This window comes from Gordonibacter massiliensis (ex Traore et al. 2017), from assembly GCF_019731765.1.
GTDB classification, from domain to species: Bacteria; Actinomycetota; Coriobacteriia; order Coriobacteriales; family Eggerthellaceae; genus Gordonibacter; species Gordonibacter massiliensis.
Genome location: NZ_JAASIO010000018.1, coordinates 56,600 through 71,995, shown reverse-complemented (window position 1 = coordinate 71,995; position 15,396 = coordinate 56,600). Strand labels below are relative to the sequence as shown.

General features: G+C 67.2%; 12 protein-coding genes. 5 read left to right on the top strand and 7 right to left on the bottom strand.

Features of this window, described 5'->3' with window-relative positions; translation table 11 throughout:
* The first annotated feature begins 992 nt into the window (after positions 1-992).
* Complete coding sequence (locus HCH03_RS15480; protein WP_221690213.1) at positions 993-1,739, top strand: ComF family protein; 747 nt, start codon at positions 993-995, stop codon at positions 1,737-1,739.
* Between the two features lie 267 nt (positions 1,740-2,006).
* Here the strand turns inward: HCH03_RS15480 and HCH03_RS15475 are convergent, their stop codons facing one another.
* Positions 2,007-3,332: a glycosyltransferase family 2 protein gene (locus HCH03_RS15475; RefSeq protein ID WP_221690212.1), complete on the bottom strand. Its 1,326-nt coding sequence runs from the start codon at positions 3,330-3,332 to the stop codon at positions 2,007-2,009.
* Between the two features lie 425 nt (positions 3,333-3,757).
* Between HCH03_RS15475 and ahcY the strand changes: the two genes are divergently transcribed.
* From ahcY to HCH03_RS15460, 3 genes are all read left to right on the top strand, one after another.
* Positions 3,758-5,023, top strand: a complete 1,266-nt coding sequence (gene ahcY, locus HCH03_RS15470) for an adenosylhomocysteinase (protein WP_185906241.1) — start codon at positions 3,758-3,760, stop codon at positions 5,021-5,023.
* Between the two features lie 154 nt (positions 5,024-5,177).
* Positions 5,178-5,654, top strand: a complete 477-nt coding sequence (locus HCH03_RS15465) for an NUDIX hydrolase (protein ID WP_221690211.1) — start codon at positions 5,178-5,180, stop codon at positions 5,652-5,654.
* A 441-nt stretch (positions 5,655-6,095) separates the two neighbouring features.
* Entirely contained in the window at positions 6,096-6,260 is a 165-nt protein-coding gene (locus tag HCH03_RS15460) for a hypothetical protein (RefSeq protein ID WP_221690210.1), read from the top strand.
* 62 nt (positions 6,261-6,322) lie between these two features.
* Here HCH03_RS15460 and HCH03_RS15455 read toward each other — a convergent pair whose 3' ends face one another.
* The 3 genes from HCH03_RS15455 to HCH03_RS15445 all read right to left on the bottom strand — a co-directional run bounded on the left by HCH03_RS15455 (position 6,323) and on the right by HCH03_RS15445 (position 8,942).
* Positions 6,323-7,015 (bottom strand): pentapeptide repeat-containing protein, encoded by a 693-nt coding sequence (locus tag HCH03_RS15455; RefSeq protein WP_221690209.1) that lies wholly within the window; start codon positions 7,013-7,015, stop codon positions 6,323-6,325.
* A gap of 162 nt (positions 7,016-7,177) precedes the next feature.
* On the bottom strand, positions 7,178-8,056 hold the full coding sequence (locus HCH03_RS15450; protein WP_185906237.1) for a Sir2 silent information regulator family NAD-dependent deacetylase: 879 nt from the start codon (positions 8,054-8,056) through the stop codon (positions 7,178-7,180).
* On the bottom strand, positions 8,037-8,942 hold the full coding sequence (locus HCH03_RS15445; protein WP_221690208.1) for a protein-ADP-ribose hydrolase: 906 nt from the start codon (positions 8,940-8,942) through the stop codon (positions 8,037-8,039). Before HCH03_RS15445 ends, HCH03_RS15450 begins: the two co-directional genes overlap by 20 nt.
* A gap of 403 nt (positions 8,943-9,345) precedes the next feature.
* On the opposite strand from HCH03_RS15445, the gene HCH03_RS15440 reads away from it, so the two are divergent.
* The gene (locus HCH03_RS15440) at positions 9,346-10,209 is read left to right on the top strand and encodes a MerR family transcriptional regulator (protein ID WP_185906235.1); all 864 of its coding nucleotides are present in this window, start codon (positions 9,346-9,348) and stop codon (positions 10,207-10,209) included.
* A gap of 154 nt (positions 10,210-10,363) precedes the next feature.
* Here the strand turns inward: HCH03_RS15440 and acs are convergent, their stop codons facing one another.
* The 3 genes from acs to HCH03_RS15425 all read right to left on the bottom strand — a co-directional run bounded on the left by acs (position 10,364) and on the right by HCH03_RS15425 (position 15,327).
* Positions 10,364-12,355, bottom strand: a complete 1,992-nt coding sequence (gene acs, locus HCH03_RS15435) for an acetate--CoA ligase (RefSeq protein ID WP_221690207.1) — start codon at positions 12,353-12,355, stop codon at positions 10,364-10,366.
* Positions 12,356-12,400: 45 nt separating this feature from the next.
* Positions 12,401-13,039 (bottom strand): hypothetical protein, encoded by a 639-nt coding sequence (locus HCH03_RS15430; RefSeq protein ID WP_185906233.1) that lies wholly within the window; start codon positions 13,037-13,039, stop codon positions 12,401-12,403.
* Between the two features lie 248 nt (positions 13,040-13,287).
* Positions 13,288-15,327 (bottom strand): cation:proton antiporter, encoded by a 2,040-nt coding sequence (locus HCH03_RS15425; RefSeq protein ID WP_221690206.1) that lies wholly within the window; start codon positions 15,325-15,327, stop codon positions 13,288-13,290.
* Positions 15,328-15,396: the final 69 nt, after the last annotated feature.

Here is a 15,396-nt window from a genome sequence, read left to right as displayed (position 1 = left end):
GAGACGATGCCCAGCCCGTCCGGCCGGACGGGCTGGGTGCCTTTTGCCTATTGACGAATCATCGGTCATATGAAACCGGCATCGACATTCCGCAGGCCGACGAGTTGCCATCCTGAGCGAGCGGAGCATTCGACAGCCCGCCGGACAGACGAGGCCCCGAGTACGCGGAGCGGGCGCAGGGAGGCCCCGCGAAGCGGGGACGGAGGCGCTTCGGCTGACGCCAGCCGAAGGCGTCCCGGCTGACGCCGCACGGGAACTTTCGACTCCGGCGGCTCGCGCCGCTCATCGCTTCGCGACGCCTCCCTGCGCCCGCTCCGCTTGCTCGGGAGTGCAACAGTCCACCGGACTGTTGCATGCTCAGGACGGCAACCCGGCCAGGTGCATGTAAATGCTGGCTTAACACCGGACTCGGCCTGAAACGCACGAAAAAGCGAGCAATGTTGCGTTTCGGGGCGATGGGGATGCCCCGCCTTGTTCGTCGCGCAACACGCTAAGTCTCTGAACAGGCAATTCAAAAATTGCTCGAGAACGCGGCTGCGAATGCGGGTTTCGAAACGCAGCATTGCTCGCCTTTTCGTGCGTTTCGGCGGGTTTCCGGAGCAGGGCCCCAGGTCACGAAAATCACCGCTGTGAAGCGATCCTCCTGCCAGTTTTCAACCTACGCCGATCGCCTCCTAGGAAAACCCCTGATCAGAGAAACGCGTCGACGCGTTCGCGCATGGCACAACCCTGTTTGGGGGGTCTCGAAGCCTTCCAAACCCCTCGAAACGCTTCACAGCGGTGATTTTCGTGCTTTTCGGAGGTCGGCCGCTGCATCAAACCGCCACCTATCCGCTGCCGAGCCAGCGCCGTCATGCAAGGTTCGCGCAACGCCCGTGCAAGGTCCGTGCGACCGGCGGGCAAGATACGCACGGTCGCCCTGCAAGATCCATGCAAGGTTCGGGCGACACGGCGACGGTTGAAATACGGTCGACGAGCAAGGTTGCGGCGCTATGCTCGAAGGCATGTCATTCCTCATCGACAGAGCGCATGCGTACGCCGCCGGAGCGGCCGAGGCCCTGGCGGAAACGCTGTGGCCGACCCGCTGCGCCGTGTGCGACGAGCCCGGGGAGGTGCTATGCGACGCATGCCTGCGCGCCCTGCCCTATCTGGACTGGTGGCGCGCCTGCCCGAGGTGCGGGGCCCCATTCGGTCGCGTGCAGTGCAGCGAGTGCAACCCGGTGACGCTCTCGCGCGCAGGTCGGGACGTCGTGCCCTTCGACGGGTGCGCGAGCGCCGTCACGTTCGAGGAGGATGCCGCGCGCATCGTGCGCACGTACAAGGACCAAGGAGAGCGCCGCCTGGCCGAGCCCATGGCGCGGCTCATGGCGCGGGCACGGCCGCCCGCCTGGGAGCCGGACGCCGTGGCGTTCGTGCCGGCTTCGTCCGCCGCGCGAAGGCACCGCGGCTTCGACCATGCGGAGCTGCTGGCGCGCGGGTTGGCGCAGCGGCTCGACCTGCCGTGCGTCTCGCCGCTCGCCCGTCCTCGCACCCGCGACCAGCGCTCGCTGTCGCGTCGCGCACGCATGGACAACACGGCCGGCCGCTTCGAGGCCCTGCCGGGAGCCACCGTGCCCGAGCGCATCCTGCTGGTTGACGACGTGTGCACCACGGGCGCCACGCTGTTCGACGCCACCGACGCCCTGCGCCGCGCCGGCGCCGCACGCGTGTGGTGCCTCACCTTCGCCCGCGTGTGGTAGGTTCGCCCATCCTGCAGGAGATGGGGTGTTCGGGAAAGGGGCGGAGCGCCCTGTCGCTCACACAGTCCTCGCAGCGCTGCGGAACTCGCTTTGTGGACGCCCCGCCCCTTTCCCGAACACCGACCTGCAGGGCTTCGCTGATGAGAGTATTCCGGCTTCGCCGGGATCGGCGACCTGCGCGTCTTCCGCCATCGCGCGCCGTCCTCGAACGCAAAACGGCGGGCCCGCAGGCCCGCCGTACGACGTTTCCGGCTTTCAGCCGATGCGCTACATCGTGCGCTCGCGCTTGGCGTTCGCGGCGGCGTCGGAGAACTCGGCCACGTCCACCGAGATGCTGTGCTGGATGGGCTTCCACTTGCACTTCTTCACCAGCGCGACGAGCGCGATGGGGATGTAGGTGAGCATGAAGAAGGGGAACGTGAACATGTAGAGCACCTTCTTGCCCGTGGGGGCGTGGATGGAGTCCCACTCCACGAACGTGGTGAGCACACCGAACATGAACATGAACACCAGGTAGTTGAACAGGCAGAAGAAGATGGACGAGAGCGACGACGCTATCATGACGCCTGTGGACATCATGCCCGTGGCGGCCAGCACGATGATGATGGCGTTGAACAGCACCGAAACCACGGTGAGCAGCATGCCCGGCGCGATGGTCATGAGCATGTCGTAGCAGGCGAAGCGCGCACCTTTGGGGTTGGCGACGACGCCCTTCGCCAAGCGGGCACCGTAGTGCCAGAACACTTGGTAGAAGCCCTTCGCCCAGCGGAAGCGCTGGTTCCACGAATCGCGGAACGTGGTGGGCTGCTCGTCGTAGAGGATGGCCGTGGGCGTGTAGCTGATGCGCACGCCCTCCAGGATGCTGTTCGTGGAGAACTCGATGTCCTCGGTGAGCAGGTGCCACTTCCAGCCGCCGTGCTTCTCGATGATGTCGGAGGCGATGAAGAAGCCCGTGCCCGACACCACGCAGCTCGTGTTGAGCGTGAGGCGCGCCTGGGACAGGAACTTCGCCTCTCGCAGGAACCACACGGCGTAGCCGGCGGAGATCCAGTTCGAGTCGTAGTTCTTGGAGTTGCGGTAGCTGGTGGAGGCCTTTGCGCCGTTGTCGAACGTGGCGTTCATCTCGCGGAAGTAGTTCACGTCGAGCACGTTGTCGGCGTCGAACACGAAGTAGGCCTCGTAGCCGCGGTCGGCGTACTGCTCGCGGATGGCCTGGAAGCCGTAATCGAGCGCGTAGCCCTTCCCCACTTCCTTGTCGTTGCGGCGGGGGAACACGATGGCGCCGGCCTCGCGGGCGACGTCGGCCGTGTCGTCCGTGCAGTTGTCGGCGATGACGAACACGTCGATGAGCTCGGAGGGGTAGTTCTGCACCTTGATGGAGTGGATGAGGTCGCCGATGACGGCACTCTCGTTGCGGGCCGAGATGACGGCGGCGAAGCGGTGGTTCTTCTTGGCGACGAGCTTCTTCGGCTTGCGCGTGAGCACCACGAACACATAGTAAAGCTGATAGGTGTAGCAGATGCTGAACGTGAGAAAGACGCAGAAGTTGAAGATGTCGATGAACGATATCTGCGAGAAGAATTGGTCTAGCACTCCGTTTGCTCCTTTTACGGGCCGCCCCGCTTCTGCGGTCGACCGTCCTCTGCTCGCTCGCATGCGCGCCGGCAAAAGGGCTTCGGCGCCCCTTCGCTGCGTGGTGTGTTTGAAATGCGTGTGCCGTTATGCGAGTTCGCAAGCTCGCACGATTATAGCGACTTCGCGGCCGTTCGTCCTAACGGGGAGTCTCTTCGTTGCCGTTTCTTCCGTTTTTTGCGAGGGAAATGCCAAGGATTCACAAACGTTGTGCATACGAACTCCACAAACGCCGTCGCCCACACGTGCGCCGAATGCGCTCGAGACGTCCTTCATCCGTCGCTTTTATGAAACGGACGGCGGCGGGTGCCGCGGTGCTCGGAGCCTGTGCTACGCTTGCGGTTACGAGATTCTCCCTTGCTTGAGCATCATACACAGGAGGCACCATGCCCGACAACTACGACATCAAAGACATCGCGCTGGCCGACGAGGGACTGGCGCGCATCATGTGGGCCGACCGCGACATGCCCGTGCTCGCGTCCATCCGCGAGCGCTTCGAGCGCGAGCGCCCGCTCGAGGGCGTGCGCATCGGCGCGTGCATGCACGTGACCACCGAGACGGCGAACCTCATGCGCGCCCTCACCGCTTCGGGCGCGAAGGTGACGCTGTGCGCCTCCAACCCCCTGTCCACGCAGGACGACACGGCCGCGTCGCTCGTGCGCGACTTCGGCATCGACGTGCACGCCGTGGCCGGCGAGGACATGGACGTGTACGAGAAGCACATCGAAGCCGTCATCGCCACGAACCCTCAGATCATCATGGACGACGGCGCCGATCTGGACACGGCGCTGCACACGAAGTTCACCGACAAGCTGGAGCACGTGGTGGGAGGCACCGAGGAGACCACCACGGGCGTCGTGCGCCTCATGTCCATGGCCGCCGAGGGCACGCTCGCCTACCCCGTGTTCAACATCAACGACGCCAACACGAAGCACTGCTTCGACAACCACTACGGCACCGGCCAGTCCACGCTCGACGGCATCATCCGCGCCACGAACCGCCTCATGTGCGGGCGCACCATCGTCATCTCGGGCTACGGCTACTGCGGCAGCGGCCTGGCCCTGCGCGCGAAGGGCATGGGCATGCGCGTGATCGTGTGCGAGGTGGACCCCCTGAAGGCGCTCGAGGCGCACATGGAGGGCTACGAAGTGATGCCGGCGGCCGAGGCCGCGCGCTTCGCCGACGTGTGGGTGACGGTGACGGGCAACTGCAAGGTGGTGGACGCCCCCGCCTTCGAGAACATGAAGGACGGCGCCATCGTGTGCAACTCCGGCCACTTCGACTCCGAGATCAACCTGGTGTGGCTCGAGGCCCACGCCGTGGAGAAGGAGGAGATCAAGCCGCTGGTGGAGGAGTACACGCTCCCCGACGGCCGCACGGTCATCGTGCTGGCGCAGGGGCGCCTGGTGAACCTGTCGTGCGCCGAGGGACACCCCGCGTCCGTGATGGACATGAGCTTCGCGAACCAGGCGTTGGCCGCCGAGTACCTGTACCTCCACGCCGGCGAGCTGGAGAACAAGGTGTACGACGTGCCGGCCGAGATCGACGACGGCGTGGCCCGTGTGAAGCTGGAAACGCTGGGCATCGAGATCGACACGCTCACCGAGGAGCAGATCAAGTACATGAACTCCTGGGACTTCAGCCAGGCGTAGGAGCTGCAGGGAACGCGGAAACCCCGCGACGCCCCCGTACCCCGGCGCCCCGTTCGCACCAGCGAGCGGGGCGCCGCTTTGAACTCGCGGACAACCAGCAAAAAGAGACAAACCAGCGCGAACCGCGGCCGAGAACGAGAAGAGGCGGTAGCCTATGGATGTGACGTATTCGACGAGCGAGGGGCGGTTCAATTACCGGGTGGGCGCGGTTGCGGTCGACGAGGGGCGGCTGCTCGTCATGCGCGATTGGCACTGCCCCTACCTCTACCTGCCCGGCGGCAAGGTGGAGCTCCACGAAACGGCGGAGGACGCCGTGCTGCGCGAGCTACGGGAAGAGATGCGGGCGGAGGCGCGCATCGTGCGGCCGCTGTGGCTCAGCCAGGCGTTCTTCACCGAAGATGCCAGCGGAGAGCGGTTCCACGAGCTGTGCCTCTACTTCTTGGTGAGCCTGCCCGACTCCCTTTCGGCCTCGCATGGCGAAACGCTCTCGTGCGAGGAGAGCGGACGGCGGAACGCCTTTTTCTGGCTGCCTTTCGAGCAGCTGGAGCGGGAGTACCTCTACCCTTCGTTCATCAAGTCCGCGATATTCGACCTGCCCGAGCACTTGGAACTGGTGAGCGAGATCGAATGACCCCCTCCGCCAAACGCATCGAACGAAAATCATCGAGCCCGCTGCTTAACCGCCCTTGACACTCCGCAAGCCGACGAGTTGTCATCTTGAGCGAGCGGGGCATTCGAGAATTCAGCGGGCTGCCGAATTCTCGGGCGCGCGAAGCGGGGACGAAGGACACCTTGAGGCACCAGTCGGAGGCGCTATTGCTGTCGCCGCGCGGGATCCTTCGACTCCGGCGGCTTGCGCCGCCTCCGCTCAGGATGACAATGCCAGGTGCATGTCGATGCCGGTTTAACAGCGGATCGTCGAGATCGGCGGCCATGGCCTCCAAGCGAAAAACGCCGACTAAGGAACAAGGTGCTGGTTATGGGGCCCAGATACGCCCGACGTTGCGAGCGACGGCCCTCCGTTAGGTGAAAAGATGGTATGATCTGGCCATCCGAGAGAAAGGCGGCCATCGTGAAAATCTTGGGCATGGGCTTTCCGGAGGTATTCATCCTTATCATGTACGTCTTCTTCATCGCGATCTTCGCGGCCGTTGTTTACGCAGTGGTGAAGGCCGCGGTCAAGAAGGCCATCATCGAGGCGCACGACGAGATCGAGGCGCGCGGCAAGCAGGTGTGACGCCGCCCGGCGCGTGGGACCGACCAAGCGGCAGGCGGGGCCGGTCGCGTCGATGCGCGGCGTTAGTCGGCGATGACCACGCCGAGGCGCTGGGCGATGCCGGCGGCCTGGTAGAGGTCCATGCGGCAGCCGCGCAACTCCCCCATGCCGTCGGACAGCACGATGTCGGCCAGCTGGCAGGCGGTGAGGTCGATGCCGGAAAGGCTCGTGCGGAAGAAGCTCGTGCCCACGAAGCGCACGTCGTCGAAGGCCACGCGCTTGAGGCGCGCCTCGGACACGTCGGCGTGCGAGAAGTCGGTCGCTCGCACCGACACATCCTCGATCTTGGCTTTCGCGAGCGACGCGTAGGCCAGCGTCGAGTCGCGCGCCTCCACGCGGCGCAGCACGGCCTCGGTGAAGTTCGCTCCCGTGAACTTGCACGAGGCGAACGCGCAGCGCGTGAAGTTCGCCTCGGAAAAGTCGCTGTTGGAGAAGTCGCAACCGGAAAACGCCACGTCGGAGAACGCGACGCGGGTAAAGTCGCAGCCCGTGTAGCGGCAGCCCTCGACGCGCGACTCGGACAACTCCAGCAACGCGAAGTCGGCCCGCGCGGCCTCGTCGCCCGCGACGCGCGCATGAGCAACGAAAGGGTCGCCATCGTTCTCGCGCTCGATCCAAGCCGTCAGCGACGCAACCTCGACCAGCTCGCCGGGAACGGCCGGGTTCGCAGGCTGGGGCCGAGCGTGTTGAAACGGGTCGTGCGAGCGGTCTTGCATGGGCGGCCTCCTTTTCTCCCCGCCATTCTACCCGAAAGCGAAGCTAGGGAGGCTGGGAACGCCCGCGTCACGCCCCTTGACGAAATGTCCTAAATGGGGACTGTCCCCATTTAGGACACAACGGCCGCCTTGCGGTGGCTTTCGACGCGGGCCTTCTTCGCCTTATCCACTCGACACGACGCCACCCGTCGCGCCGCTTCCCGCCAGCCGGGGCCACAGCGCGGCGATGTCGCCTTCCAAGCCCACGCCCCGGAGCACGCCGCCGTCCGCTATACGCGCGTCGTCGCGGTTCACGCGCACGAGCGGCGCGTCGAACGTGCGCGCCATGGCCTCGAAGGGAAGGCGGATGATGCCGGGCGTGTTCCAGCCCACGCCCAGTTCCAGCAGCACGGTGGGCTCGTCGGCCATGCCCTCGACAAAGCGGCGGTAGCGGTCTTGGGCCGCATGCCACTCCGCGTTCTCCACGAAGCGGCCGTCCACGCGCAGGTGCACGGCCATGGGACCGCCGCACACGGGACAGCGCGGCACGAGCTCGGCGGGCACGAGGCAGTCCTCGGTGCGCGCGAGCATGCTCGCCACGAGCTCGCGGTTCGGGTAGAGCCGGTCGTGGCATCCGCGCGCGCACTGCAGCAGGCCGTAGTCGCCTTGCATGGCGAACAGCCTGTCGGCCGGAAACCCCGCCTTCTCGAACTGCGCGTCCACGTTCGTGGTGACGACGAAGCAGTCCCGTTCCCTCGCGAACGAACGCAGCGCGCGGTACAGCGGCAGCGCCTCGGGCTCGTGGCGGTTGACCCACACGTGGCGCGCCCAGTAGCCCCAGCGCGCCTCCTCGGACGGGAAGGGGTAGAAGCCCGCCGAGTACATGTCGGTCATGCCGTACTTCTCGATGAACGGGGCGAAGTTCCGCTCGAACCGCTCGCCCCCGTAGGCGAGCCCTGCCGCCGCGGACAGGCCCGCGCCGGCTCCGATGAGCACGCGCCGCGCGTCGCGCAACAGCGCGGCCGCGCGCCCCACGTCGCCGTCATGCGTCGAGCAGGCCATGGTAGATCCTCTCGTCCTCGTCGGTGAACACGTTGAACACGACCTTGAGGCCGCCGGGCGAGTCGGCGGCAACGCCTGCGCCGCCCGCGGGCGCACCCGCCCCGCGCGGCGAGCTCGACGCGCCCGCGCTCCCCCGCCCGACCTCGTGGTGGTCGAGCCAAGCCCGCACCGTCGCCACGGCGATGGAGGCCGCCTCGGCCTGCGGGAACCCGAACACGCCGGTGGACACGCAGCAGAAGGCGACCGTGCGGCACCCTCGCGCGGCCGCGGCGTCCAGGCAGCTCTCGTAGCACGAAGCCAGCTCGCGCCGGTCGCGATCGCCGGGCGATCCGTTCGCAACGGGGCCCACCGTGTGCAGGATGCAGCCGGCAGGCAGGTTGTACGCGCCGGTGACCTTCGCCCGCCCGGCAGGCTCCTCGTGTCCCTGGCGCTCCATGAGGCGGGCGCACTCCAGACGCAGCTGCACGCCGGCGAACGTGTGGATGGCGTTGTCGATGCAGTGGTGGCCGGGCACCCAGCAACCCAGAAGCGCGCTGTTCGCCGCGTTCACGACAGCGTCGGCGGCGAGCGCGACGATGTCGCCGCGCCACACGCTCAAGCGCGGGTCGGTGCTCGTCGGCGGGAGGCCGGCGGCGTCCACGATGCCCTTGTCCGCCACGAGACCGCGCAGCAACCGATCCTGTACGGTCAAAAACCGCTCGTCGGCAGGCCGGGGCTCGCGCGTGTTCACGAGCGCCCGGAACCGCGCGAACGCCTCGTCGAACGGCCCGTCCCCGACCGGCTCATCGCCGATCCCCCGCTCTTCGAGCAGGTACCGCACGAGGTACGCCACGTCCTCGTCGCGGCTCGCCTCGCCGCGCGGCTCTTCCGGTTTTCCGCAATCCATAACCGCTCCCATCCGCGAACCCGCTCAGGAGCTCGCTCGCCCTGCGTCTGTAACTTTAGTATCGCGTGCGCTGCACGGCAAGCGAGATGTTCTCCGTATGCCGCGATATTCGAAAACGGTTGCATCCTCGTTCACCGACGACGAGGGCGCAGGCGCGCCGCTTGCGAAAAGAAGGTGCGGCACGGTAACGGGACGGTAACGGCCCGACAGGCGCGGGCATTGGCGGGCCGATTCGCGACGCTCCCCTAATCATCAGGTGAAACGTTTTTGGCGCATGGTAGAATCGCATCCATGGCCAGCCCGGACGCCCCTTTTCGCGCGGCCCCGGGCGAATCGCCCGACCGCTCCCCCGACGTCGACGCCGCACCGGGCGGATCGGTGCCTGCGGCATAAGGAGGTTGCCATGCAACAGCCCTTGCTCCTGTCCACCGGCGAGTTCGCGCAGATGTGCAACGTCAGCCGGGAGCTTTTGGTGCACTACGACAAGATAGGCCTGCTCAAACCCAAAGAGGTCAGAGGCAACGGCTACCGCTACTACTCGCTCAAGCAGCTGTACCTGTTCGACGTCATCAGGTTCTTCATGGACACGGGCATGTCCACGAAGGAGATCAAGGAGTACCTGGACAACCGCACGACCCAGCTGTTCCTCGACAGCATCCAAACGAGCATCGACCGCATGGAGCTGCAGCGCGACATCCTGGACGCCCGCATCGGCATGATGGAGAAGATGCGCTACATCACCCAGCGCGCCGTGACGTTTCCCAAGGAGCAGCCCCGGCTCTCGTACTGGGACGAGATATGGTTTCTCACCACCGACGTGCGCCGCGAGCGCACGCAGCAGGTCTACGCCCAGGCCGTGAGCGAGCATTCCGACTTCTGCCGCAACACGGCCGGCATGGCCACGTTCCCCCTGGGGCGCATCATCGACATCCCCGACCCGCGCAACCCCGCCGAGTTCTACTACACGAAGCTCGTGACCTGGATATCCCCGCCGAAAAACCCCGAGCGCCTCGAGGGGCGCATCGAGCGCAAGCCGAAGGGCAACTACGCCGTCATCCTGCACCAAGGGGGCACGAGCACGGTGGAACGCTCCTACGAGAAGCTTCTGAACTACGTGGAGCGGGAGGGCTTCGAGATGCAGGGGCCGCTGTACGAGCTGGACATGAACTCGTACCTCATGTCGGACTCCGCGGAAGACTACCTGCTGCACATATCGGTGCTCGTGAACGTCGAGGACGCCGCCGACGCGTTCGCGCCGACGTTCTGACGCGTTCGCGCCCCGCCGGAGAGAGGACGGGTGGCGGCAAGGCTCCCGGCGCACGGGCCGAAACGCGCAACCGCCCGCGAAGGAGAAGGTCGCGGGCGGCACGCCAAGGAGGAGGTAGGCCGCCCGGGTGGGGTAGGCGGCAGGGTATGGCAGGTTAGGCGCTCAGGCGCTTGGTCTCGCGGATGAGGTCGCGAACCACGGAGGGCTCGGACAGCGTGGACACGTCGCACAGATCCTCGGTCTCCTGCGCGGCTATCTTGCGCAGGATGCGGCGCATGATCTTGCCGCTGCGGGTCTTGGGCAGCGCGGCCGTGAAGTGGATGACGTCGGGCGTGGCGATGGGCCCGATGCTCTCGCGCACGTGCCCGACCAGCTTGGCGCGCAGATCGTCGTTGATGACCGTGCCCTCCTTCACCGTGACGTAGGCGTAGATGCCCTCGCCCTTCACCGGATGCGGGCAACCCACGACCGCGGCCTCGGCAACTTGCAGGTACGACACGAGCGCGCTTTCCACCTCGGCGGTGCCGATGCGGTGCCCCGACACGTTGATGACGTCGTCGATGCGGCCCGTGATCCAGAAGTAGCCGTCCTCGTCGCGGTAGGCGCCGTCGCCGGTGAGGTAGCGGCCCGGCACGGGGAAGTACACGTCCTTGAACGCGGTCTCGTTCTGGTACACGCCCAGCATCATGCCCGGCCACGGCCTTGAGACGACCAGGGTGCCGCCCTCGTTCGGCGCCGCCTCGGTGCCGTCGGGGCGCAGGACCTGCGGGGCCACGCCGAAGAACGGCAGGGCCGCCGAGCCCGGCTTCATGTCGACCGCGCCGGGCAGGGACGTGATCATCACGCCGCCGGTCTCGGTCTGCCACCACGTGTCGGCGATGGGGCAGCGCCCCTGGCCGATGGCGGAGTAGTACCACATCCACGCCTTCGACGTGATGGGCTCGCCCACCGATCCCAAAAGGCGCAGGCTGCTGATGTCGTGGCCGTTCACCCAGCGCTCGCCCTCCTTCATCATGGCGCGGACGGCGGTGGGCGCGGTGTAGAGGATGTTCACGCCGAACTTCTCCACGACCTCCCAGAAGCGGTCGTGCTTCGGGTAGCTGGGCACGCCCTCGAACATGAGCGACGTGGCGCCGTTGGCCAGCGGGCCGTACACCAGGTACGAATGCCCCGTGATCCAGCCGACGTCGGCCGTGCACCAGTAGATGTCGGTTTCCTTGAGGTCGAACACGTACTTCATGGTGAGCGTGGCGTACAGCAGGTAGCCCCCGGTGCCGTGCACGATGCCCTTGGGCTTGGCCGTGCTGCCGCTGGTGTAGAGCACGAACAGCGGGTCGTTGGACTCCATGCGCTCCGGCTCGCAGACCGGCGACGCGCCCGCCATGAGGTCGTCCCACCACAGGTCGCGCTCGGCCTCCATCACGGTGCGCTTCTCGATGCGGCGCACCACGACGCAGCTCTTCACCTGCGGGCATCCTTCGAGGGCCTTGTCGCAGATGCCCTTGAGCTGCAGGATCTTGCCCGAGCGGTAGCCGTAGTTGGCCGTGACCACCACGCTGGCGCCCGAGTCGACGATGCGGTCCTTCAGCGCCTCGGCCGACAGCCCGCTGAACACGACGCAGTGGATGGCCCCGATGCGGGCGCACGCCAGCATGGCGATGGCCAGCTGGGGGATCATGGGAAGATAGAGCACCACGCGGTCGCCCTTCTTCACGCCCAGGCCCTTCAGCACGTTCGCGGCCTTGCTCACCTCGCGGTGCAGGCGCTGGTACGTGTAGACCTCCACTTCCTCGGAGGGCTCGCCCTGCCAGATGAGGGCGGCCTTGTTGCGGCGCGGGCCGTCGAGGTGCCTATCGAGGCAGTTGTAGGACGCGTTGAGCTCGGCGCCGCGGAAGTAGCGGACGAACGGCTTGTCGGAGTCGAAGTCGTACTCCTCCACCGCGTCCCACGGACGGTACCAGTCGAGCGTCTCGCGGGCCATCTGGCCCCAGAACGCCTCGGGCTCGTCGATGGAGCGGCGGTAGAGCTCGTCGTAGTCCTGGCGGCTCTTCACCAGGGCTTTGTAGCTGAACTCGGGGGAAGGCTCGATCGTTCGCTCGTCTTTGAGCATCTGCCTGATGAAGGCAGCACGGGTGTTGTGCTCCATGGTGGGTCCCTTCTACTCGTCTTGGGGAGGATCGTGGATGCGCGCTTAGGCGACGTTGTCTTCTCGGGTGAGGTCGATGTACACCACGTTGTTGGCGACGACGGGCATGTACATGGCCTTCAGGTGCAATTCGCCGGGGCTGCAGGCGCGCAGGCTCCTGCCCAGGTCCGGTCGGGCGTGCATGAGATGGGCGAACGTGTCCTCCAGAAGGACGGTTTCGTGCAGGCCCTGGCACTCGTGCAGGGCGAGGCACAGCGCGTCGACCGTGCCCGAATCGCAGCGGGCGCACCAGTCGAAGTCGGCGATGTCCATGAGCACCACGGCGTACGCGATGAGGTCCTTGTCGCGCAGGCAGGGCACCAGGCGTTCGAGGTCGACGCGGGAAAGGGGCTTGCCGTCCAGCAGCTCGTCGAGGCGCAGGAGCGCGTCTTTCCGCAGGTAGGCGGGTGCGTCGCTGGCGGCGAGGGCCACGAGGGGGAGCGTGTCGGCAAGGCGGGAAACGGCGGCGATCTTGACGGCGCGGGTGGCGTCGTCGTCGAAGACGCGGGCGAGCGGCTCGAGCTCGCGGGCTTCGACGCGCGCGGTCTGAGCGAGCAAGGCGCTCAGGGCAACCGGGGGCCGATTGGATGCGGGGTTCGGGTTATGGCTCTTCGTCAGTTCGATGACTCTTTTCTTCGGGTTCATGGTGCGCCTCCTTCTCGTTCAGCTCATGTTGTCTTCACGGTTCGGATCGCCGCCGATCGGTTTCGGCGGGGGTTCGGGCCGATGCCGGGACTCGGAGTGCTCCGGAATCGGTCGCCGTGGGCCCATCATGGGGGTTGCAACGATTACAAGGTCAAGGAAGCGGGCGCACGAACCCCTCCGGCCGGTGGATTTTAGGCCGCGAGCGGAGGAAAAACGGGTGAAAACAATCGCGCCGAAGGGGACGAAAGCTAGGCGGCGTTGAGTCCCAACTGCATCAAGTACACCTCTTCGCGCAGGTCACGTGCCGTTTCTCGGCTGATCTCGCCCTGTTCGCGCAGCGATTGTATCTGCTCGAGCTCCAGGCGCAGGCCCTCGGCCTCCACGTCGGCAACGCGCCGGAGCAGCCCTTCGCGGCCTTCGCGCGAGGGCGGGACAGGGCCCGCGGGAAGGGCGTCGCCCGGTCCGTCCGCGTCCGGACGGCGGCGATGCTCGAGCTCGGCCAGCAAGAGCCGCGCCGCGTCGGCCACAGCCTCGTCGGCGTCGCCTTGGCGCGTGCGCAGGTAGTCCGCCGCGCAGGCGGCCAGGTTCTCCGTAAGGAGCCGCTCCTCCTCCCGTTCGCCCGCCGATCCGCCCCGACGCCGTCCGAAGGCGTGCCGCGCGACCAGCGCCGCACTCCGGCGGCGTCCGTGCGCGGAGGCGGACGCCTTCCCGGCCTTGCGCTGGCGGGCGAGCAGGCTCCGGGCGCGCTCGAGCCGGTCGAGCGCGCCCTCGCCCGCCCGCTGCCCCACCTGCCCGGTTCCCATGGCCCAAACCACGTAGCCCTTCTGCCGCTCCAGCACCTCGGCGCGCAGCTCGACCACGCGCTCGGCGCGCTCGGCGCCGTCGTCCAACCGCTCGATGCGCTCGACGTAGCGCGACATCACGACGCGGGTGGGCACGAGCCCGTTGGCGTCGGCGCGCGCGTCGAGCTCCGCGACCACGTTGCGCAGAACGGCCAGGGAGGCGTCGCGCAACTCGTCGCCCGCGGCGGCGTCGCGCGCGGGAGCGAGCAGGGGCACGACGAAGTTCGCCAGCAGAAGCGTGCACAGGATGACGCCCGACGCCAGGAATATCAGCAGGTCGCGTTCGGGGAAGGGACCGTCGCCCGCCATGAGCGGGATGGTGAAGGCGATGGAGAGCGTGACGGCGCCCTTGGGCCCCGACAGCGTGGTGGCCAGCACGTCGCGCACCTGCGCCTTCGACAGCCGCCGGCCGCCCTCGCCGCCGCTATGGGCGTGGACGGCCTCCATAACCAGAAGCCAGACGAAGCGCACGCCCTCCACCAGCACGGTGAGGACCAGTACGCAGCCCAGCAGCTGCGGCAGGCCCAACGCGCCGCCGTCCCACGTGGGCAGGATGGCGCGGGGCAGCTGCATGCCCAGCAGCACGAACACCACGCCGTTGAGCACGAACGTGAGCACGTCCCACACGCTGGACGACGCGATGCCCAGGCGCGCGGCCGCCGGCGAGGCCTTCGGCGGGAACAGCGTGGCCAGAAGGCCGGCGGCCACCACCGCCAATATGCCGCTCACGCCCGCAGCCTCGGCCACGAGGTACACGATGAACGGGGTGAACGCCTCGAACACCACGTGCACCGTCGTGCTCTCGAAGCCGCGGCTGCGGATGGCCTTGATGACGAGCCGGAACGCGAGCCCCAGCACCACGCCGAGCGCGAGGCCGCCGACGAACGACACGGCGAACGCCGACCCCGCCTGCTCCAACGAGAACGCGCCGGTGACGGCGGCCGCGACGGCGAACTGGAACGACACGACGCCCGAGGCGTCGTTGAGCAGCGCCTCGCCCGACAGCAGGGTTTCCTGCCGCGTGCTCAGGCGCACGTCCTTCGACAGCGACGACACGGCCACGGCGTCCGTGGGCCCGAGGGCGGCGCCCAGGGCGAACGCGGCGGCGAGCGGCACCGAGGGCACGAGCCAGTGCAGCGCGAAGCCCACGACGAGCACGATGGCCAGCACGAGCCCCACGGCGAGCGAGACGATGCCGCCCTTGCTGTTCCATAGGTCCTTCTTGCTCGCGCGCCGCGACTCGTCGAACAGAAGCGGCGCTATGAACAGCACCAAGAAGAGCTCGGGATCCACCTCCAGGTCCAACGGCCCCGCCCACAGCGCGGCGATGGCCGCCCCCAGCGCTATCTGCACCAGGGGAAGCGACACGCGGGGCATCATCTGGTCGAGCACCGACGACGCGAGCACCGCGCCCAACAGGAGCAGGACGATCTCGAGCAGTTCCATGGCGTTCCTTTCATGCTCCGCGCCCGTGCGCCGAAGCGGCGGACGGGCGCGGAGGGGTTAGCTGACGGG

Excerpts from the sequence above, each read along its gene's own strand:
- HCH03_RS15445 (WP_221690208.1), bottom strand. The coding sequence starts at position 8,942 with ATGGATTGCGGAAAACCGGAAGAGCCGCGCGGCGAGGCGAGCCGCGAC.
- acs (WP_221690207.1), bottom strand. The coding sequence starts at position 12,355 with ATGGAGCACAACACCCGTGCTGCCTTCATCAGGCAGATGCTCAAAGAC.
- HCH03_RS15450 (WP_185906237.1), bottom strand. The coding sequence starts at position 8,056 with ATGGCCTGCTCGACGCATGACGGCGACGTGGGGCGCGCGGCCGCGCTG.
- HCH03_RS15455 (WP_221690209.1), bottom strand. The coding sequence starts at position 7,015 with ATGCAAGACCGCTCGCACGACCCGTTTCAACACGCTCGGCCCCAGCCT.
- ahcY (WP_185906241.1), top strand. The coding sequence starts at position 3,758 with ATGCCCGACAACTACGACATCAAAGACATCGCGCTGGCCGACGAGGGA.
- HCH03_RS15480 (WP_221690213.1), top strand. The coding sequence starts at position 993 with ATGCTCGAAGGCATGTCATTCCTCATCGACAGAGCGCATGCGTACGCC.
- HCH03_RS15430 (WP_185906233.1), bottom strand. The coding sequence starts at position 13,039 with ATGAACCCGAAGAAAAGAGTCATCGAACTGACGAAGAGCCATAACCCG.
- HCH03_RS15425 (WP_221690206.1), bottom strand. The coding sequence starts at position 15,327 with ATGGAACTGCTCGAGATCGTCCTGCTCCTGTTGGGCGCGGTGCTCGCG.
- HCH03_RS15440 (WP_185906235.1), top strand. The coding sequence starts at position 9,346 with ATGCAACAGCCCTTGCTCCTGTCCACCGGCGAGTTCGCGCAGATGTGC.
- HCH03_RS15465 (WP_221690211.1), top strand. The coding sequence starts at position 5,178 with ATGGATGTGACGTATTCGACGAGCGAGGGGCGGTTCAATTACCGGGTG.